The sequence below is a fragment of the Edaphobacter acidisoli genome (assembly GCF_014642855.1).
GTDB lineage: Bacteria > Acidobacteriota > Terriglobia > Terriglobales > Acidobacteriaceae > Edaphobacter > Edaphobacter acidisoli.
Genome location: NZ_BMJB01000003.1, coordinates 261,142 through 281,252, shown reverse-complemented (window position 1 = coordinate 281,252; position 20,111 = coordinate 261,142). Strand labels below are relative to the sequence as shown.

Below are 20,111 nucleotides of genomic sequence, written 5' to 3'. Positions count from 1 at the left end.
AGGCGCCTAGTGATCATTGACTGCCGGACCATCATATGCACCGATGCTCGGAGTATTTGTAGCTAAAACATGGTTGCCGTAGTAATCAAATCCGACATTCGCGTCGATCTGCCTGCCTGCATGGTTTGCGGGCGAACCACGCCGCAACATATATCCTGTAGGTTCCTGCAGGAAACCGTTTCGTCCGATGGCTAGCCCGGCTATGCCAGTTCCTCGGGCTTTCCACAACGGGTCGGAAGAGATGTTGTGTAGCACCGTTCCGGCTAGTCCGTGGACCGCTGTCATGATCGAGGGAAAGAAAAGATTGTTCTCGAACTCGCTCGCATCGCTAAGCGGAGTTGTCGAGAACTGCTTCACTGTTCCGGTGGAATAAAGGATGTTGTTGTCGAAGAAGACGTTTTTTGACTGGAAGAAGACCGTGTCGAGACTGCCTTCGTAAAAGGTGTTGTTATAGATGCGATTGCTGATGCTGCCTACCTTTCCATCCTGGTAGAACAGTCTGTGTCCACCCTGCCGGGCAGCACTCATCGCATCGTTCTGGCTGATGTTGTAACGGACGATGATGTTTTTTGCTGATGCCATCAACAGCATGAACCCGCGCGCGTTGTCGTGCGAGTAGTTGTACTGAAAGACATCGCCGTCGGTGTCGATGTCCGCGTCAAAGACTTCTCCATCGTTGGGGCCTCCGGCTGTTGTGCCGTATACCTCATTGAATTGGATCAGCGTGTGCCGACTTGCATACGTCCACACTGCAGCATAGTTTGCCGCATCGCTCATACATGCGCTGTGTACGACGTTGTACTCGATGCGTGAGCCGCCGCTCGATCCGTGCAGCACGATACCGTCGCCGTAGACATTCTCCACTACATTGTGCCGGATGACAAAGTTAGAGGTGGTCAAAGGGCTGCTGTTGCGGATGCCCTCGACGTCGACGTTGGCTACATGGCATCCCTCGATCAGCGCACCCTGAATGTTAATTGCAAAGATAATTCCGCCGCTCATCTTTGAGTAACCGGACTTGCCGTAACCTTCGGAATTCACGTCGTGTACATAACAATTCCGGATATAGATGTGATGCCATAGATCCTTCGACGATGACCCGAGGACGTAGATGCCACGCAGAGCACTCGCTGTGCCTGTAGCGGAGGTGTTGGTTAGCTCAAGGTGATTGATCTCCCAATACGATTGATCCTTGAGCAACACAGCAGCCGAGTCGTTTGTGCCTGGGCCGTGAATCACCGGGCTGTTGCCTTTGCCATAGCTGTCGATCACAATCGGATGCCCTTCGGTGCCCGAACCCCGCGGCGCAAGCTCCCCGTTCCAGCTATCGCCAGCATGGAAGAGAATCACATCTCTTGCGTAGAACATTGTTCTGTTGATCTTTTCGATTGTTTTCCACGGCCGCTTTGGACTTAGACCGGAATTCGCGTCGCTGCCGCTTGCGGAGACGTAATACGTGACCGCATGAAGCATGCCCGTTGTGGAGAACAATAGCGCGGCACAAAGTACTTGGGCTATCGTGCGAGATTTTTTCCGATGCATCTTCGAAAACCGTCAATTCATTTGCGAGATAAGCGCGAATAAAATTGTGGCACAAATGAGCCGTGCGGTGGTTGTACTTACACAGCTTCCGCTACGCTGCCGCGTTCCAGTGTGATGGCTGCTGCGCTAAATTTTGGCACTTGCACAGACGCGAGTGGCTTGTCGAGGCGTTGCCGTGTCAGTCTGATTCCGATTTTGGATTCGGGCGAGGGTGCTGCTAGTCGCTGCACTACGAACGCAGGCTGGTTTGCGGGCAGATTGATCAGAGCATCGCTCGCATCTTTGTTGATGACGACGATTCTGTTCGGATGCTTCAGTGCATAGATGGAAACGTCAGCGGAGTGTGCTGTGACGGTGACTGGAGCCATCTCGCAGCCAAGCAGGTCGCGGCAGAGCAAAAGGCCGTAGTAGATCGGACGCGGCTCGAAAGGTTTGCCAGAGCCTCCGGCGATTGGCGTGTATAGACCTGCGCCGCCGCCGTGGAAGTAGACACCGTTCTGGCTAGCCTGCGCTAGTTGCAGTGTGTAGTCAGCGGCCCACAGCGCTGAGGCGAAGACGTCGCTGACGCCGGCCTTGCCCGCGTTATAACAGGAGTTGGTCTCCGCCATGGCGTAAGGTATCCGCGCGCTGCGTGAGATTGCTTCAATCTTTTCTACGTGGCAATCGAAGTTTGGATCGGGCGAGAGCAGTTTTTCAACCGTGACAGAGGAGTCGCTGGGCGGGCCTTCGGCATAGTGATGGCCGGTAAGCATTACGACCGACGGGGGCGCTGCGGCGGCGAATTGCCTCACCCAGTTCAGGTCTTCGGCGATGTCGGGGCCGGCGAACTTTGCCGAGGGCAGCGCTTTGACGACAGCACTGTGAAGCCTGCTCCACTCGGCGAAGTAGTTGGAGAAGTTGTAGCCGGGAGCACGGAGGCGGTTCAGGACGTAATGGTTGGGCTCATTGCCGATTTGAAAGCTGATGAGTCGCGGGCCGAGGGTCTCGGCTACGAACTTTGCTTCCTCGACGACGAGCGCAGGTTCAGCGTGGGCGAGCTTGAGGCCGTAGATTGCATGCCAGCCGGTCTGATTGAGAAAGCCGCGCAGGTTGCGAATGGCGGTGGGTGTGAGAGGCATGGGTTGGATGGTCTTGCCAGAGCTTGGGTCCGGCATCACAGCGCGAAATGGAACATCCGTTGCGATTGACGCGCCTTGCGGCGTCCATTGCGTGTATTCGCTGAGGTTGCCTCCCAGGCGTAGGACTCCGCGTGGAGACAGCTTTTTGAAGAGCCCGATCAGTTCGGTGTTGGCCGAGGAGAAAAAGTCTGGCGCGGAGAGTTGCGAGGATTCATAACTCAAGCCCATCATCTCCGGCGAGATGGTCGAGATGGTTTTATCCCATGCGGGCAGTGCGCTCAACGAGATAACGTCTCGTGCCGGTGGTTGCTCCTTGATTTTCATCGCCAGAGCACGGGCCATTGAAGGTTTTCGCATCATCTGGACTGCTGCAAGCGCAGCAAAGCGCGACAGAACCGCGCGCCGGCTGAAGATCGGCATTCCTGCTCTCCTCGCAATTCTATAGTTGTAGCGATGGCCGCCCACACATGATGTGAGCGGCCATCGGGTTGGATAAGGTTAGAACGTCAGGCGAGCACTGATCTGGATCTGACGTGGTGTATTGTAGGACGACTGGAAGTGCTGGATACCGTTGCTGCCTGGATTGACATCTCCCTGAACGTTGAATGCGTTGAATGCATCCACGTTGATACGGAAGGAGGTCGATTCCGTAATCGGAAAGACCTTGAAGAGCGAGATGTCGGAGTTCCAGTCCCAGGGCCCACGCAGGAACGTGTGGGAGTAGGGGTTCACGCCAGCAGGTCCGGGCGAGTAGCCGACTGTGGCTACGCTCCCATTGTTCAGTTTCACCTGCACATTATTGCTCAGGTACTGGGAGTTACTGGGTTTCGCTGTCGTGCCCGAGCAGGTGATCGTGCCGGGGTTCATGTTGATCGGCGTCTCCAGTGGCAGATAGCTTGCGGGAATACCGCTGATGACATTGGGTGAACCGCAAGGATTGCTGCCGCTGATGAGCAACGGCGAGATGAAGCCGTTGTACCAGAGATAGCCAGGAAGGCATGTGGCGCTGGTTGTGCTGCTGCTGCAATCTGCGACCTTGTACTTCTTCTTGTAGACCTTGATCGGGTTGATGGAGCCGGTTCCCATCGGGTTGAAGCCACCCCAATTGCTGGAGGAAGGTTGAAAGTATTGTGTGGTGACGTTGCCGTCGAATGCGATCTGGTAGCCTCCAACAAGCTCGTTGATGAAGCGGTTGACGTTACCGAGGTAACGCTTGCCGCGACCAATAGGCAGATCGATGAGCCCATTGAACGCGATGTGATGCTCCGGAATTGCAGAATCGATTCCGTAGTTCTCCATGCGGTTCAACGAATCGTAGTCATTGTAGGAAAGAGTACCGGGCGCATAGTCAGCCGCAGGGTAGATGGTGCCGTCGCGGAAGGCATTTCCGCCCACGCGCCAGGCCCTGGCGAAGACATACGACAACTGGTATGCATAACCGTTCTTATACAGGCGCTGATAGTTTGCCTGGAGCGCATTGTAGTTAGAGAAGCCGTTACGGTCGTCGCTTACGAGGCCGCCACCGCTGTAAACCGGACTATATGGTTGCTGAGCAAGCGAGTTCGGAGGCGTGACGCCATATGTTGTCTCATAGACGTAGGTTGACATGGCGTTGTTGTACTCATACTCCTGATCCAGATTTGTCGCATGGTCAAAGACGTAGCTGACGCGCAGGACTGAGTTTGGCTTCATGGGCTGCTCAACAGTTGCGTTGAGTTCCTGAACCAGGTTCGGCGGATAGTGCGGGTTCAAGTAGAACTCGGTTGGGCTGCCGGCTACGATGGCGTTAGTGCTCGATGTATCGATCACGTTGGTTGTGTTCTGGCCCGCGACCAGGGTCTGCGGTGCGCGGAGGAAGTAGTTGGGCAGGCCGTCGGGAGTGTACGAGGCTGAGTCAAAGCGTGTGAAATACTGACCAGCGAAGGGCTCGTTGGCCTTTGCGCTGGCGTAGAAGTTTCTGAGCGGAATCGGATAGGAGTAACGTCCGTAGCCGGCGCGGAATACAGTCCCGCGTCCGCTCCCGAACGGTGCGTATGCGAAGCCGATGCGCGGGTCGAAGATAGCGTTGTTGCCGTAGACCAGGTGTGGGGGCAGCCCGGCCTGCTGGGCCGTCTCAAACTTCACACCGATATTCTCGAGGTTGTTGATGATGGCTTGTGTAGTGAACCCTTTCTGGATGTAGAAGGAGGCAGGCTCGCCGAGCACGACGGCGCCCGTCTTCACATCGAAGCCATTGATGAGGTTGTATTGCTCCGTTGCCACGGGATGCGCTTCCCAGCGCAGGCCGAGGTTGACGGTTAGCTTGTTGTTGACGTGGTAATCGTCCTGGAAGTACAGGTCGAACTCCTGATTGCGCCAGTGCTCGTACGGAGCATTCAGGCGGATGTCGTAGTAGTACGGAGAGCCGAGGTAGAAATCCGCATCGACGTAACCGGTGTTCGGCAGCGCAGTGAAATTCTTTCCCGAAGTCGGGTCGTATTCCGCAGTCGTCGTGTTAGAGAAATCGAACTGGTCGGCAGTCCTGTCGGGCAGAATGCCGAGACGCTCGTGACGATACCGGCCGCCGAAGAACAACTGATGCCGGCCCAGGGTCTTCGTCAGGTTCTCGTCAACCGTGGTGATCATCTGCGGACCGCCCCATTCCGCCTGCCCGCCGCCGAACTCATAGGGAGGCCCGAGGATCTCAGGGAAGCCCTGCTGGCCGAAGTTATTCGGCAGTCCAAGCTGCTGCTCATAATTCTGAGTGGCGCCGCCGGGAGGCAGGTTGGCATAAGTCGTCTCCCAGATGTTGCCGACAACCGTCTATGAAACAAAGGTTGGCGAGAAAATGTGCGTAAAGCCGATCGCCGCGCTTGACTGATGAAGCAAGGTGTCGATCAGGTTGGATGCATTGGCAGGCATACCTGCTCCCGCGATGGTTGCCGGCTCGCCCGAGGATGTGGGTCCAACCGAGCCGTAAGGGCTGATGGCATTTGAGTTGAGGTAGGTATAGCGGACATACATGTTGTTCGATTCGTTGAACACATGATCCAGACGAGTGCTGATTGTCGGCGCGGTCTGGTTATTAGCAGCGGGAAAGGCGATGTTGTAGTTCAGCAGAGGATTCGAACTGTTGGTGGGCAATGGCGTAATAGCATAGAGGGACTTGGCCAACGGGCTGAGACGGTTGGTGGGAATTTGGTTATTGGCGAACGGCGCGCGGCAATAAGCATTGGCAACGCCGGTGCCGTTGCAGTTCGCCGACGGCGCAGTGGTCTGCGAGTCGTAGAGCTGGTCGAGAATTCCGTTGCCGTTGACCAGGCCGCTGAAGTCTCCATTGCGCTCGGCCTGCGTGGGCACGTAGGCGTTGGCGTAGGTTCCTGAAATCAGCGAGAGACGCTCATAGGCAAAGAAGAAGAATGACTTGTCCTTGCCGTTGTAAATCTTAGGAATAAAGATCGGGCCGCCCACGGAGCCACCAAACTCATTTCGAATCAGACGGGGAGCTGCGTAGTTTGCCGGGTTAGCGCGGCTCTTTGCAGGGCCAGCCAATCCATTATTGCGCGCTGTCTCAAACAGCGAACCGTGCAGGCTATTCGTACCGGACTTGGTCGTGATGACGGCTGTTGCCGGCGTCGCATACATTGCGTTCGAGGCACTCGTCTCGACCCTGACTTCCTGAATCGCGTCGGGGTCGGTCTGCGTGCTGGGCCCGCCGTAATCGCGATTATCGATTGGAGTGCCGTCCTGCACATAGCTGATGCCGGAGGTCATCAGACCATTGGCGCGCGTGCCGCCCGCCTCAAGGCCCGGCGTGGACATCCCGACGAGGCTCATAATGTTGCGCTGGTTCATCGGCAGTTGGTTAATCCGTTTGTTGTCGAGATCGTTGCCGATCGTGCCGTTCTCGTACGTCGCCAACTGCTGCGTATCGGCTTCGACCGTCACCTTCTCCGAGACGTCTCCGAGGGGAAGCTTGGCGGCGATAACAGCCGTCTGAGCCACTTGGAGCTGAACGCTGGTCTGGAACTGCTTCATTCCCGTAGCTGTAAATGTGACCGTGTAGTGCCCGGCGAAGAGTCCGGGGACCGAATAAAAACCGACCCCGTTGCTTTTGGTATCGTTTGCCGCTCCCGTTGCTGTGTTGACCACGTGCACGACGGCACCCGGCACGACAGCCCCTGTTGGATCGGTTACCGTTCCCTGGATGGCTCCCGCACCGCTCTGCGCCAAAGCAGAGACGCCGCCGAAAACAAAAGCCAGAGCGATCCAGAGAATCGTGAATGCACGCCAGCCTTTATATGAACTGTTGTAGCTATGCCTTTCTGTCATCGACTAACCCCCTTAAAGTTGCTGCTGAGTGTTACTTGTTTGTTGTGAGTCGGAGGTTGAACTTTCGATTGGACAGTAGGCAAGGTGATATACGGTAGTCGATAAGTGTTTCGTGTGGTAATGTTTTGTAATGAATTGTTTGCGCGGCCTGTAACAAGTCTGAAATGATCTTGTAACAAGTGAATTGTGGAAAGCAGGAAGCACTTCCTGAGACTCGTTGACCGGGTTCAGCCGGAATACCTTCTCGGCGAGATGATTAAGAGCAGCCAGTCGCAGTCCGTGGTAAATTTTCGCTACAAGCACGACAGGTAGCAGTGAATAACGACTCTCCGAACCGCAATGTATGGGAACCGTCTGGCGCAGACGACAAACAGCTTGTCTCCCTGGCGCTTGAGGAGATACTGGCCAGTGCGCCCTTTCGCGGCAGTCGACGCTATCCAGCGATGCTCCGCTACATTGTGGAAAAGACGCTGGCCAACCAGCACAGCGAACTTAAAGAGCGCACAATCGGGATGGAGGTCTTTGGCCGGAGCCCAGCCTATGACACGAATGCCGACCCTGTCGTTCGGTTCAGTGCAGGTGAAATACGCAGACGGCTTGCGCAGTTCTACCAGGAGAGCGGTACAGTCAGTTCGATCATCTTGGAGCTACCCTCTGGAACCTATGTTCCCCGGTTTCATCTTCGTGCGCCTCACGCGGAGCGCGTAGAATCTGCCGAACACGAGCAGATCATCTCTCATCCTGAACCAGAGGTTCATTCCGTCGCCAGTATTTCTGTAGCGGACTCTGTGCGCCGGATCCATGCCCGCTTGCCGTACTATCTGCTAGCTGTGCTGGTAGCCGCCGTTATTAGCGTGTTTTTTTTCATTCGGAGCTATGAGCACCAGCACGATCCGGTCATGGAAGTCTGGGCTCCGCTACTGAACAGCCCCGATCCAGTGCTGATCAGCGCGGGCAGGCCATTGCAGGATACTGGCGAGCCGCCTGAGGTGCCCAACATCAGTATCGGAGATGAGATTCTTCGCCCCGAGTTCCATATCTCGATCGCCACACTCAACGCTATTGCTAATATCGTCGGGTATCTCAAGACATTTCAAAAGCCATTTCATATCCACGAGGCGAACTCCAATACTCTGGCCGACCTGCATCAACGACCCGTAGTGTTGGTAACAGGCAACGACAATAAGTGGACACTGCTGCTCTTGAAGACGCTGCGCTTTCACTTCGAGCAACAGGGACAGTTCTCCTATATAGAGGATGCCCAGAATCCTGCATTCCGCGGGTGGAGTGTTGACTTCTCCAAGCCCTTCCGAGGTCAACGTGAAGACTACGCTATTGTGGGACGCTTCTATAGCTCGACCACTGAGGGGCCGGTGGTCGTTGTTGCTGGAATCAGCTCGAACGGAACCGAGGCTGCCGGTGAGTTCATCGTCTCACCACAGGATCTAGTGCAGCTCGAAAAGCTCGCCTCCACAGGAGGAATCAAACGCAACTTCGAGGCGGTATTGAAGGTCGAGGTTATAGACGGCAATACAGGAGCTACAACGGTTGTTGCTAGCCAGTTCTGGTAAGCATTGGGTAAGGGGCCTGTTACAAATCTCCCGTCCTTTATTACAAACGGTACAAGCTATTTATTTTGCATAAGATACTTCATACTTGGCGCTGGCTACCGTATGTCACCTTACCGATAGCGGCACCGAGGCAAAATCTGTCGTTATGCAAAATACACAGAGGATCGGGTGGATGGTTGGTTGTCGCATGACGCGAAGGCATTGGCCCCTACTCGGATTGGCTATCCTGTCAGTGATGATGACGGGTTGCAGCAGTGGGGCACGCTCGTCCAGTGCTCCCATCACGTCTACACCGCTAACTGGCGGGTTGTCGCTTATAGCGCCTGGATTAGTGAGCGCGTCGGTATCCTCGTCGCTTAACACGACCACGCTACAGGTCTCAGGAGGAACAGCTCCTTACACCTGGACGGTACAGTCAGGAACACTGCCAGCAGGCATTATTCTCAGCTCGGGCGGCGTTCTTTCGGGGACGCCGACGGCTGTTGGCGGCTCCACTATTACCTTGAGCGTCCATGATGCCAGTGGCACACCCCTCACCGCGACCGAGCAGATCTCCTTCGACATCATTCCGACCGGGTTCACAACAAAGATGGCACTCGATGAGGAGTTCAACGAGTCGACCCTGAACGCTGCTTTATGGCACTATCGTCCAGGTGTTCGCGATCTTTGCACGCAGGACGCAAGCGGCGTTACGCTCTCCAATGGATACCTGCGGCTGAGCACCTATTCCTCTACAAGCAATGATGTCGTGACGAACTACTGCGGTGCGATCGATACGTCGACCGATTTTACCTATACCTACGGCTATTGGGAGGCTGCTGTGCGCTTTCAGTATCAGTCCGGAGGGCAGTGCGCCTGGTGGATCCAGTCGCCTACCAATGGACAAGACCTGAACAACCCGCAGGCTTCCGGCATGGAGATGGATGTTTTTGAGCACACTAGCACGAACCTGAATCCCCTTGGATACGACAATGCACTGCACTGGGATGGCTATACCGCAGGTATAGGGCAAAGCGCGGCCAATCGAGCGGCGCTGCCTAACCTGGATGATGGCAATTTTCACATCTTCGGAGTCGCGTGGACTCCGGCAGGCTATACCTTCTATGTTGATGGACAGGTTGTCTGGACGGTGAGCAGCTCCCAAGCCCCGGCTTCAAGCGCTCCTGAATACGTCATCCTTGATACGGAGCTTCCGAGCCCCGGAGGTGTTCCGACTGCAGGCTACGGCGCGTTTGGCTCATCGAGCAACCAATACCTTGATGTGGATTACGTGCGCATCTACCCCTACGCTGCTGCCCCTTAGTTATGAAATGTACCCGCCTCTTGCCCCATTTGGTTTTCATCGATTGTGGGAGCAGACTACTGCTTATTCGACGGTTACACTTTTTGCTAGATTCCTGGGTTGATCCACGTCGCAGCCGCGACGAACAGCGATGTGATAGGCCAGTAACTGCAGGGGCACAACTTCGAGCACGGGCAGCAGTAGCTCCGCAGCCTGGGGAATCTGGATGGTGTGCTCGACGAGATGTTTGATCTCCTCGTCGCCCTCAATGGCGATGGCGATCACCCGGCCGCTGCGTGCTGTGACCTCCTGAATGTTGCTGAGGGTTTTTTCGTACTTGAGCACGCTTGATGGGTCTGAAGGATCTTTTGTGGCGATGGTGACGACGGGCAGTGCTTCGTCGATTAATGCGTTGGGGCCATGCTTCATTTCGCCTGCGGGATAACCCTCGGCGTGAATGTAGCTGATCTCTTTGAGCTTGAGTGCGCCTTCAAGAGCGATAGGGTAGTGGACTCCGCGGCCAAGGAAGAGGAAGTCGTTTGCGTTGTGGAAGATCTTTGCCAGTTGCTGGCATTGGTCGTCTACAGAGCGCAGAACATCTTCGACCTTACCGGGCAACTTCGAAAGCTCATCGACCAGATGTAGAGACTCGGCATCGCTGATCGTGCCGCGCACTTGCGCAAGATGCAGTGCGAGCACGAATAGCGCAGTCAATTGCGCGGTGAAGGCCTTGGTGCTGGCTACGCCGATTTCGGGACCTGCATTGGTGGTGATGGTTCCTGCGGCCTTCCGCGTGATGGCAGCACCGACGACATTGCAGATGGCGAGCGTCTTTGAGCCCTTGGCGATAAGCTCGGCCTGCGCGGCGAGCGTGTCTGCGGTCTCGCCCGACTGGGTGATGAGCAGTCCAATGGCGTGCGGATCGGCGATGGGATCACGGTAGCGGTACTCGCTGGCATAGTCGACATCGACAGGCAAGCGTGCGAGTCGCTCGATCATAAACTTGCCGGCAAGACCTGCGTGCCAGCTTGTGCCACAGGCTGCGATAGTGATCTGATTCGCAGTGCGGAACTCTTCAGGTGTGATAGCGAGGTTGTCGAGGAAGACTTTGCCGGTGTCGAGCGAGACACGTCCGAGTGTGGTGTCGCGAATGGCACGCGGCTGCTCGTTGATTTCTTTGAGCATGAAATGCTTATAGCCAGCTTTTTCCGCTTGAATCGGGTCCCAGGTAATGCGTTGAACCTTGAGTGGTAAGGCTGCTCCTTGAAAGTCGGTGAGCGTCACCCCATTGCGCGTAAGAACGGCGAGTTCTCCATCGGCAAGAAAATGGATGTTACGAGTGTGGTGAAGGATGCCGGGAACGTCGGAAGCGAGAAAGAATTCGCCGTCGCCGATGCCTATCACAGCAGGCGGCCCCATTCGTGCCGCGACAAGCTTGTTTGGCTCATTGGCGGAGAGAACGCCGATGGCGAAGGCCCCAGTGAGGTGTTTGACGGCATGGCGCACAGCTTCTTCGAGCGCGATACCGGGAGACTGCTTGAGTTCCTCCTCAATCAGATGAGCAATGATCTCAGTATCAGTTTCTGTGACAAACTTGTGGCCCTTACAGAGGAGTTCCGATTTGAGGGCTAGATAGTTTTCGACGATGCCGTTGTGCACGACGACGAGGGAGCCGGTGCAATCGCGGTGGGGATGCGCGTTCTCTTCGGTGGGGCGGCCGTGGGTGGCCCAACGGGTGTGGCCAATGCCGAAGGTTCCGTAAATGGGCGAGTCTGCAATGACAGTCTCAAGATTGCGCAGCTTACCCGGAGCACGGCGTAGTTCGAGACCCGAGGAGTTGCCCGCTACGGCGATGCCAGCCGAATCGTAGCCGCGATATTCGAGGCGACGCAGGCCTTCGATGATGACTGGGACGACAGGTTGCGAGCCGATATAACCGACGATTCCACACATAAAGCCAGTTTAGCCGGGTGTAAAGAGTTTTGCGCGTGACTATGCGTGTGACTTTTGGGTGAGCTGGGCCTGCGTGTAGGTTTAAACCATGAAACTGTTGCGTCGGTCTGCGATTGTTGTTCCGGCAATTTTGCTGGCGGTGTTTCTTGTTGCGAGCTTTGTTACTCGCGGTGCAATGTCGAGTTTGCCATTTCTGCGCTCTAAGAGTGAGGGGCTTGTGGATCAGCGGCCGTGGCAGACGGTTCAGGCTTTGGCTCCGCTGGCTGTTTCGGCGGAAGAGAAGCGGATGGCGCAGGAGGCGGAGCGGCTGGCGGACCATGAGGTGGATCAGGCGTTTGCGATGGCATTGCGCCAAGCTGCTCTGGAGCATAGGACGCTGACTGGCGATGCGCTGGCGTTGCAGCAGAAAGTTACCGGTTTGCAGGCGCTAGTTAAAGAAGACCAAGCAAAAGTGGACAGTCTAACTGCTTCGCTTAAAAGCAAAAACGGGGCCGTCGCTCAGTCGGACGATCTTGATCTTGCTAAGGCACAGTTGCAGCTGGATACAGATGAACTGAATGATGCGACTGACGATCTGGCACGGGTAAGTGGTGATAAGCGCGCGGAGATCCAGCAGGAGCTCACCACGCGCGAAGCCGCAATGAAGAAGTATGACGAGGGCGCAGATAGTGGAGCGCCGACGGCAGTGATTTCGGCCCAGTCGCGCAGAACGCTGGCGAGGAGGCTTTCGTCGTGGTTTGATCAGCGCAATCGCCTGACACTGATCGAGCAGGCACAAGCTGAGACGAATGATGACGTAGCGTCTTTGACTGCACAGCACGCCGAACTGGAAAAGAAGGCGGCATCGATGACGAGCGCAGTGAGTGTCGACTCGAGCGCTGCTGCCGACAATGGTGAAACTGTGAAGGACCGCGTGGCGAAGATGGCTGCGGTTCACTCTATCGCGCAGATACACAGTATTCTGGATGACAGGATCGAGACACAGAAGCAGCTCTCGAGTGTGTATGGACGGTGGCATGATCAGGTGGAACTTCAGCACCGGATTGTGTCTCACCTGATCCTGCAGTCGCTGGCGTGGATTGCGTTTTTGCTGCTGCTGTCGGCGGTGCTGGTTACCGGGTTCCGCTCGATGCTGGAGCGCTCGGTTACGGACCGGCGGAGGCTGCGGACGCTCGAGACGATTGTGACGCTGGGCATCGAGGTGGTCACGCTCCTCTTGCTGCTGCTGGTGATCTTCGGGCCGCCGAGCCAGATGCCGACCATCCTGGGGTTGACGACGGCGGGGATTACGCTGGTGTTTCAGGACTTCATCCTGGCCTTCTTCGGGTGGTTCGTCCTGATGGGGAAGCATGGGATTCGGGTGGGGGACTGGGTGGAGATCAACGGGGTGGGCGGCGAGGTGGTCGAGATCGGGTTGTTCCGGACTACGGTGCTCGAGACGGGGAACTGGACGGACAAGGGGCACCCGACGGGACGGCGGGTGACGTTCATCAACAACTTCGCGATCACGGGGCAGTACTTCAACTTCTCGACGTCGGGGCAGTGGATGTGGGATGAGATCAGTGTGAATATCCCGGCGTCGGTGGATGTGGAGAAGACGGTGGCGGCGATCCGGGCGGCGGTGGAGCAGGTGACGGAGAAGGATGCGGCGCTGGCGGAGCAGGAGTGGCAGCGGGCGACGGCGCACCAGGGGTTGAGCCAGTTCACGGCGTCGCCGTCGGTGGACCTGCGGCCGGCGTCGTCCGGGGTGGACGTGATCGTGCGGTACGTGACGCGGGCGAATGAGCGGTACGACGTGAGGAACAAGCTTTACGTGACGCTGCTCGATGCGCTGCACCGGCCGGAGGCGTTGGTGGATGGGAAGAAGTGACCCCCTCCCCCTGCTTTTTGCGCAAAGTCTTGATTTGGGAAGGTTTGGCTTTGGACTTGCGGGTTCCTGAAGAGTGTAAGGTATTGATTTGATTGGGCCTCCCTCGTCTGATCTTGTAAAGTATTCATTTCAAATAGTTAAGCCCCGAAGGAGGGTGGTCTCCTGCGGGGCTTTTATTTCTATCTGGTTTAAGTTTAGCAAGTGGGGGAAAACTAAACCGCCAGATTTGGGAGAAAAATATCCTGCTTTATTTCATGCATTTGAGGGCGTTCGGGACGATTTGGGGGCTTGACATGATTTTGTTAGGGAAGGGAGGAGTGGTTCTTGGGCTGGCTTTTTGGTCGATTTTCGGATGGGGCACACCTGAGGATAAGTTCATCTTTGGGTCAATGAGTAGCCTGCGGGGACGGTAAATAGGGAGGCATCCGGTTCACCGCGTTTTATCTCTTTAAGGGTCACCGTGTGAGTCTGCTGAATCTTCGGCACCATGAAGTGTGATGAGTAAACGAGACCGAGATCAGACTGCCAGGTTTCTCCGTCCATCGTAAGAACCTTGTCTCTGTAGCGTACGTAGTGGCTTCCATAGATGGTCATGCCGTCCACGACCTTGGTGCCTAGTGGAGTAGAGCCTTTCTTCTGGCCTTGCGCTTCGCGAGCATGAGGAAAGTTCGAGCGCTCCAGTATTGCGTGTTGTTGTGCCGCCGTGCGAGTGTATCCCTTGAACTGCGGTGCGTCGTTCTCTATGTATTGCTTCGTAAGCGGACGCATCTCGTATCGCTTGGCATGCGGCACATCGAGAATAGAGATGGAGACTAGCTGGCCATTTGAATCGTAGCCGGCTTGATATGTGCTTCCGTCGCTGGATCGCGCTGCCTCAATTCTGGTTGCTTTGACGGTTCCCGCCGTATCCGTTGTGACTGTCCAGGTCGCTGAGAGCGGTGCGCCGACCAACGGAAACACCTGCGCTTTGATAGTCGATAAGGAGGCCAGCCAGATGCTAAGCAACGCTATTGACCGGATATTTCCGAAGGCACCACGATGCACCATTCGCCTACCCCCAGCGCTCCAAGCATAAGCCGGATGAGGGCAAATTGCTTCTGCTAATTGCTCCTTTCGGGAGTTTTGACAGTGCGTTGGAATAGGAGGCGACGCATAGGGTAGGATGATCGCTGGCATTTGAATGTGTCGTTTTATTTCCTTTTTTGAGGTTTGAGAATTGTTGAGAAAGCGCGGATGGGTTTTGGTGCTTGTGGTGGTGCTGGCTTCGTGGAGCCAGGTGGTTTGGTCGCAGCAGGCGGACAACGGCCAGCGGGTGGTGCTGGTGATGACGGATGGGCTCAGGTGGCAGGAGGTGTTTCGCGGAGCGGATGCGAGTCTGCTGACGCCGAAGCGGTACTTCGATGGGCGTGATGTTTCGGAGCTGGAGAAGGAGTTTCTTGCTGCGACTCCTGAGGAGCGGCGCGAGAAGCTGATGCCGTTTTTGTGGAAGACGATGGTGCCGAGTGGGCAGATCTATGGCGACCGGGACGCGGGGTCGGATGCGTTTGTGACCAACGGGCTCAATTTTTCCTATCCGGGCTACAGTGAGACGCTGACCGGGCATGGCGACCCGCGAATCAACTCGAATGACAATGTGCTGAATCCGAACCTGACGGTGCTGGCGTGGCTGAACCATCAGCCGGGGATGGAGGGGAAGGTTGCGGCGTTTGGCGCGTGGGACGTGATTGCGTCGGCGGTGAATCCGGAGAAGTGCGGGTGCGCGGTGAATGCGGGGTATGCGCCGTTCACGATGGAGCCGATGACGCCGCGGCTGGAGTTTCTGAACCGGATGAAGGCGGAGACGCCTGAGGTTTGGGAGGGCGAGCCGTTCGATGCGCCGGAGTTTTATACGGCGATGGAGTACATCAAGGCGAAGAAGCCGCGGGTGGTGTTTGTGTCGCTGGGCGAGACGGATGAGTGGGCGCACCAGAACAACTATGGCGAGTACCTGATTGCGGCGCACAGGGTAGATGCGTATCTGAAGCAGCTTTGGGATACGTTGCAGGCGATGCCGGAGTATCGGGGGAAGACGACGATGATCTTTCTGCCGGACCATGGTCGCGGGAGCGGGCCGGATGACTGGACGAGCCATGGGCAGAAGATTCCGGACGCGAAGTACATCTTTATGGCGTTTATGGGGCCGGAGACTCCGGCGTTAGGGAACCGCATGCATGTGGAAGCTGTGACGCAGAGCCAGGTTGCGGCTACGCTGGCGAAGATTCTGGGGTATGACTGGAATGCGGTGGAGCCGAAGGCTGGATTGCCGGTGGGGGCGGCGGTGCGTTGATGGAAAGGGGTTCGAGCTTCGCTCGAATTTCCCAGGTCTCAAAGGCGAGACCCTTCGACAGGCTCAGGGCAGGCTCTGGGGCACCCGGCCTTACTCATACCGCGATCGTCTGCGGCATGGGCACCCGCATGATTTAACCCCTTGGCCGAAATGGGTGAACAGTATGGGTAACCGATGAGGTGTCGGGGTCCTTCGACTCCGCTCCCTGCGGTCGCTTCGCTCAGGATGACGGCTTTTTCCTCGCGATGGCAATCTCCGCTCGGGCGGCAAATGCGCCGGCCTCCGGTTGCAATGACACTGAGTGTGCTGCGCTAGCCGTGTTCGACGCGCTTTTTTATATCGGTGTAAGCCGCATCGATGAGCGTGCTGAGCGCTGCTGCGTTCGCCGGCGTTCCCGGTTTTAACTTCACGTGGCGCATGAACCTGCCATTTCCTTGTAACAGGCGGCCCGGATCCGGCAACGCTGCGCCGTGAAAGAACCCCACGTTTACGTGCGAAGTGAATACGTTGACGTAGCCGAAGGGCGCATCTCCCAGACATGCCACCGGACAGCCATCATGCAAAAGCTCCCGGACTTCGTCTCCGCATCTTTGCATTGCCTCGAACCACTGATGCGCGATCGCTCCCAATTCACCTGCATGTTCTTTCATCCATGCCTCGATGGCCGGATCCCGCTCGACAGCGCCGTTGAATCGCAGCAATTCCGTTCTCATCGTTGCTCCACATCAAGAGGGCTGCTGCTTACTCATGCTGCGATCGTCTGCGGCATGGATGGGGCACCCGCATGATTTAACCCCTTGGCTGAAATGGGTGAACAGTATGGGTGACCGATGCGGTCTCGGGGTCCTTCGACTCCGCTCCCTGGGGTCGCTTCGCTCAGGATGACGGCTTTTTCCTCGCGATGGCAATCTCCGCTCGGGCGGCTTTTGCCCGCGATGCAATCTTCGCTCAGGATGACAATTGGGGTGAGGAAAAAGCAGGTCCTCCCGCCTGCGGCGGAAGGATGACAGTTAGTGGAGGGCAGTTCTTTAGAACTGCTTCTCCGATTGGGTCTGGGCAATGTTGCCGATGAATGGCAGCTTGAACCATGCGCCTTTGTAGGCCTGGAGGATGGTGAAGGCCCAGACTGCAAGAAAGGCGAGTCCGGCAAAGGGAAGGATAATCCAGCCGATGACGGGGATGACGGAGAGCGCCATCATGATGACGATCCATGCGATGCCGAGGCCGAGGCTTTGCATGGAGTGGAAGCGGACGAAGGGCATTCGGTTGTAGGGTTCGATGACCAGAAAGATGATGGCTGGGATGATGGTGAGGTAGGCGACGGCAGCGGCGGCGTTCTGGGAGAGGCCGCCTTGTGCGGTGGGGGTCGCCCCGGTGGGATTCGTCCCTTGCGTTGTGTTGGATTCCATCGTTGCTTCTCCTTTGGGGTGTGACACCAAGTCAGAAAGCAGGTGCAGGGCCCGGTTGGGGAGGTCTGACGGATACCGCGCTTTCAGCTCATTCTCTGCGCCGAGCGTAGTTGGTTGGCCTTCCGTTGCACTCCATGGAATGATCCAATTTTTTGTACCCCTATTTCCTACAGGAATGCGGTGGGGTGGTCAAGATGGTGTTGGATTTCTCTAAAGGTGCTGATTGGGCTTTGTACATTCCCACCCATGCGCGATGAGGCTGCGCATGATTTAACCCCCGTGGCTGAAATGGGTGAACGGTATGGGTGACAGATGCGGTCTCGGGGTCCTTCGACTCCGCTCCCTGCGGTCGCTTCGCTCAGGATGACGGCTTTTTTGCTTGCGGTGGCAGTCTTCGCTCAGGTGTGGAATGGAAATGCTAAAAGGCTGCGAATTGGAAATGCAAAGGGGGTGTGGATTGGTTTTGAGGGTGCTATACACTAGCCACATTCATGGCGCGTCTTGCTTCGTATCGGGATTTTGACTGGGTCCTGCTGGGCTTTGTGGCGGTGTTGTCGGTGGTCTCGGTGCTGGAGATCAAGTCGGCTACGCTGCATACGAAGTTTCATGGGTTTGACCATAAACAGATGGAATTTCTGGCGGTGGGGCTGGTGCTGATGTTTTTGATCTCGGCCATCGACTATCACCGGCTGGTGGATATTGCGCACTGGGCTTATGGGATTGGGATTCTGGCGCTGCTGGCTGTGGCCGCGGTGGGCACGAAGGTGATGGGCGGGAAGCGGTGGATCAACCTGGGCGGCGGGGTACACTTTCAGCCGTCGGAGTGGGTGAAGCTGATTCTGATTCTGGCGATTGCGCGGTTCTTCTGGGGCCGGGTGGGCAAGCCGCTTTCGTGGGCCGATATCGGGAAGGCGAGCGCGCTGGTGGGCGTGCCGATGGTGCTGGTGTTGAAGCAGCCGGATCTGGGGACGGCGCTGACGTATCTGCCGATTCTGCTGTGCGGGCTGTTTCTGGGCGGGATTCGGCTGAAGCAGACGGCGGTGATTCTGCTGGGGCTGGTGCTGGTGGGGGGGATTGCTTATAAGAGCGGGAAGCATTTGAAGCCGTATCAGCAGGCGCGGATTAATGCGTTTCTGAATCCGGATACGGACCCGCGCGGGTCGGGATATCAGATTCGGCAGTCGCTGATTGCGGTGGGGTCGGGTGGGGTGTGGGGTAAGGGCGCGAACAAAGGCACGCAGACGCAGGGAGACTTTTTGCCGATTCCGTATACGGACTTCATCTTCGCGGCGTTTTGCGAGGAGCATGGGTTTGTGGGCGCGATTGGCGTGTTGCTGCTTTATTTTTTGATTCTGATGCGGCTGATTCAGAATGCGCAGACGGCTTCGGACCTGCCGGGGACGTTTATTGTGATGGGGATTGTGTCCGTGATTTTGTTTCAGATTGCGGTGAATATCGGGATGGTGGTGGGGTTGATGCCGGTGACGGGGATTCCGCTGCCGCTGATGAGCTATGGCGGGTCGTCGATTATGTTTACGTTTCTGGCGCTGGGGATTGTGATGAATGTGCGGATGCGGCGGTTTGTGAACTGAAGCGCGATGTGCCTGCGCCCTGTCTTTGCAGACAGGGCGCGGGCGCATCACAGATGGGTGAGGACGTAGATCAGGACAACAGGAATTGACGACGGAAGAGCCCCGCGAATCCTAGCAGACCGCTTCCGAGCAGGAAGAGGCTGGTCGGTTCGGGTACGGCGCTGGTGCCTGGAGCTGAAGGCAGCGAAGCGATGGCTTGGTTGTCGGACTCGAACTGCGCGCCTGAGTTGGAGTTTTCACTGAAGACGATCTTGTTGAAGGTCCCGGTGGAGTCGTAGTAGTTGAGATACGCGAACTGCTCGGTGGCGTCGAGGTGGTTGTTGGGGTTGCCGCAGTAGAGATTGGTCGTGGACGGGCACGCTCCTAACATGCCGATGAAGTTGGTTGGGGTGAGGGTTTCGACCAGGGTGTTTCCGTTGTAAAAGCTGAGGTTGTTGCCGCTGTCAAGAGCTGAAAGCCACATCCCGTAGTAATTGACCGGGCTGCTGAGGGTGAGGGTGTAGGAACTATTGGACCCGGTGGTAGAGATGAAATTGGAGCCATTGGCTCCGCCGAAGGCTCCGGCGGGGAGAATGGCGAAGTCGCCGGTGTAGGTTCCGGTGATGGAGCTTCCGTTGAAGTTGGTTGTGAGCGTGCCTCCGCTGGGAGTGACGGCGTTGAACGTCTCGTAGTTGTTCGTGATACCGGCTGGGGACTGGACGCCTGGCGCAAGAACCGTAACTGCAAGCGGATCTGCGAGTGCAGGCCCTGCGCCTGCGGCTAGCAGCAAGATGCCACTAAATGCGGCTAAATGCATGATTTTGCTGCAACTGAGAGGGATCATGGTTAAGCTCCTTTGTGCTCTGAACTTTCTGGTCGTAGGAATTGGCTTTTCATGAGCAGACGAACACTGTCGCCAGTACTGGCCTCGGTGAGGCAGGCGTACCCTGACGTGCAGATGTCACGTGCTTACCGCGGCAAAAATGTTGAGGTTGAGATCAAGACCTGCTGCTGGTTGCGCAACGACGATTGCTAGTGATCGCGTATTCGGGCTCGTCCAGCAGCTACGAATCAGTCTTCAACGGTGAAGAAATTGAAGGTCAAATTCGGTGTAGGGTCACTCCATTTCTTTCCGACGATCGTACCTGCCGGTTGCGA

General features: G+C 56.6%; 14 protein-coding genes and 1 pseudogene. 7 read left to right on the top strand and 8 right to left on the bottom strand.

The window, feature by feature from the left end; all coding sequences use genetic code 11:
* Positions 1-6: 6 nt before the first annotated feature.
* From IEX36_RS16145 to IEX36_RS17780, 3 genes and pseudogenes are all read right to left on the bottom strand, one after another.
* Complete coding sequence (locus tag IEX36_RS16145; protein ID WP_188760604.1) at positions 7-1,368, bottom strand: right-handed parallel beta-helix repeat-containing protein; 1,362 nt, start codon at positions 1,366-1,368, stop codon at positions 7-9.
* A 251-nt stretch (positions 1,369-1,619) separates the two neighbouring features.
* Positions 1,620-3,080: a hypothetical protein gene (locus tag IEX36_RS16140; protein ID WP_188760603.1), complete on the bottom strand. Its 1,461-nt coding sequence runs from the start codon at positions 3,078-3,080 to the stop codon at positions 1,620-1,622.
* A 78-nt stretch (positions 3,081-3,158) separates the two neighbouring features.
* Positions 3,159-6,971, bottom strand: a pseudogene (locus tag IEX36_RS17780) (carboxypeptidase-like regulatory domain-containing protein).
* A 314-nt stretch (positions 6,972-7,285) separates the two neighbouring features.
* Between IEX36_RS17780 and IEX36_RS16125 the strand changes: the two are divergent.
* The 3 genes from IEX36_RS16125 to IEX36_RS16115 all read left to right on the top strand — a co-directional run bounded on the left by IEX36_RS16125 (position 7,286) and on the right by IEX36_RS16115 (position 9,845).
* Positions 7,286-8,542: a hypothetical protein gene (locus tag IEX36_RS16125; RefSeq protein WP_188760600.1), complete on the top strand. Its 1,257-nt coding sequence runs from the start codon at positions 7,286-7,288 to the stop codon at positions 8,540-8,542.
* Between the two features lie 168 nt (positions 8,543-8,710).
* A complete protein-coding gene (locus IEX36_RS16120; RefSeq protein ID WP_188760599.1) occupies positions 8,711-8,902 on the top strand; it encodes a hypothetical protein in 192 nt (63 codons plus the stop codon).
* On the top strand, positions 8,874-9,845 hold the full coding sequence (locus IEX36_RS16115) for a family 16 glycosylhydrolase (protein WP_188760598.1): 972 nt from the start codon (positions 8,874-8,876) through the stop codon (positions 9,843-9,845). The genes IEX36_RS16120 and IEX36_RS16115 overlap by 29 nt, the downstream gene beginning before the upstream one ends.
* A gap of 63 nt (positions 9,846-9,908) precedes the next feature.
* Here IEX36_RS16115 and glmS read toward each other — a convergent pair whose 3' ends face one another.
* Complete coding sequence (glmS, locus tag IEX36_RS16110; RefSeq protein WP_188760597.1) at positions 9,909-11,777, bottom strand: glutamine--fructose-6-phosphate transaminase (isomerizing); 1,869 nt, start codon at positions 11,775-11,777, stop codon at positions 9,909-9,911.
* Between the two features lie 88 nt (positions 11,778-11,865).
* Between glmS and IEX36_RS16105 the strand changes: the two genes are divergently transcribed.
* Positions 11,866-13,647, top strand: coding sequence for a mechanosensitive ion channel family protein (locus tag IEX36_RS16105; protein WP_188760596.1), 1,782 nt, complete (start codon positions 11,866-11,868; stop codon positions 13,645-13,647).
* A 375-nt stretch (positions 13,648-14,022) separates the two neighbouring features.
* Here IEX36_RS16105 and IEX36_RS16100 read toward each other — a convergent pair whose 3' ends face one another.
* Entirely contained in the window at positions 14,023-14,694 is a 672-nt protein-coding gene (locus IEX36_RS16100; protein WP_188760595.1) for a hypothetical protein, read from the bottom strand.
* 172 nt (positions 14,695-14,866) lie between these two features.
* On the opposite strand from IEX36_RS16100, the gene IEX36_RS16095 reads away from it, so the two are divergent.
* Entirely contained in the window at positions 14,867-15,973 is a 1,107-nt protein-coding gene (locus tag IEX36_RS16095) for an alkaline phosphatase family protein (RefSeq protein WP_188760594.1), read from the top strand.
* Positions 15,974-16,284: 311 nt separating this feature from the next.
* On the opposite strand, the gene IEX36_RS16090 is transcribed toward IEX36_RS16095, so the two are convergent.
* Positions 16,285-16,686, bottom strand: a complete 402-nt coding sequence (locus IEX36_RS16090; protein WP_188760593.1) for a DUF1801 domain-containing protein — start codon at positions 16,684-16,686, stop codon at positions 16,285-16,287.
* Between the two features lie 315 nt (positions 16,687-17,001).
* Positions 17,002-17,382 (bottom strand): DUF4870 domain-containing protein, encoded by a 381-nt coding sequence (locus IEX36_RS16085; protein WP_188760592.1) that lies wholly within the window; start codon positions 17,380-17,382, stop codon positions 17,002-17,004.
* Between the two features lie 491 nt (positions 17,383-17,873).
* Here IEX36_RS16085 and rodA point away from each other — a divergent pair, with 491 nt between their 5' ends.
* A complete protein-coding gene (rodA, locus tag IEX36_RS16080; RefSeq protein WP_188760591.1) occupies positions 17,874-18,974 on the top strand; it encodes a rod shape-determining protein RodA in 1,101 nt (366 codons plus the stop codon).
* 70 nt (positions 18,975-19,044) lie between these two features.
* Here the strand turns inward: rodA and IEX36_RS16075 are convergent, their stop codons facing one another.
* Positions 19,045-19,770 carry an Npun_F0296 family exosortase-dependent surface protein gene (locus IEX36_RS16075; RefSeq protein ID WP_188760590.1) on the bottom strand — a complete coding sequence of 242 codons (726 nt, stop codon included), beginning with the start codon at positions 19,768-19,770 and terminating at the stop codon, positions 19,045-19,047.
* Between the two features lie 78 nt (positions 19,771-19,848).
* On the opposite strand from IEX36_RS16075, the gene IEX36_RS16070 reads away from it, so the two are divergent.
* On the top strand, positions 19,849-19,989 hold the full coding sequence (locus IEX36_RS16070) for a hypothetical protein (protein WP_188760589.1): 141 nt from the start codon (positions 19,849-19,851) through the stop codon (positions 19,987-19,989).
* Positions 19,990-20,111 lie beyond the last annotated feature (122 nt).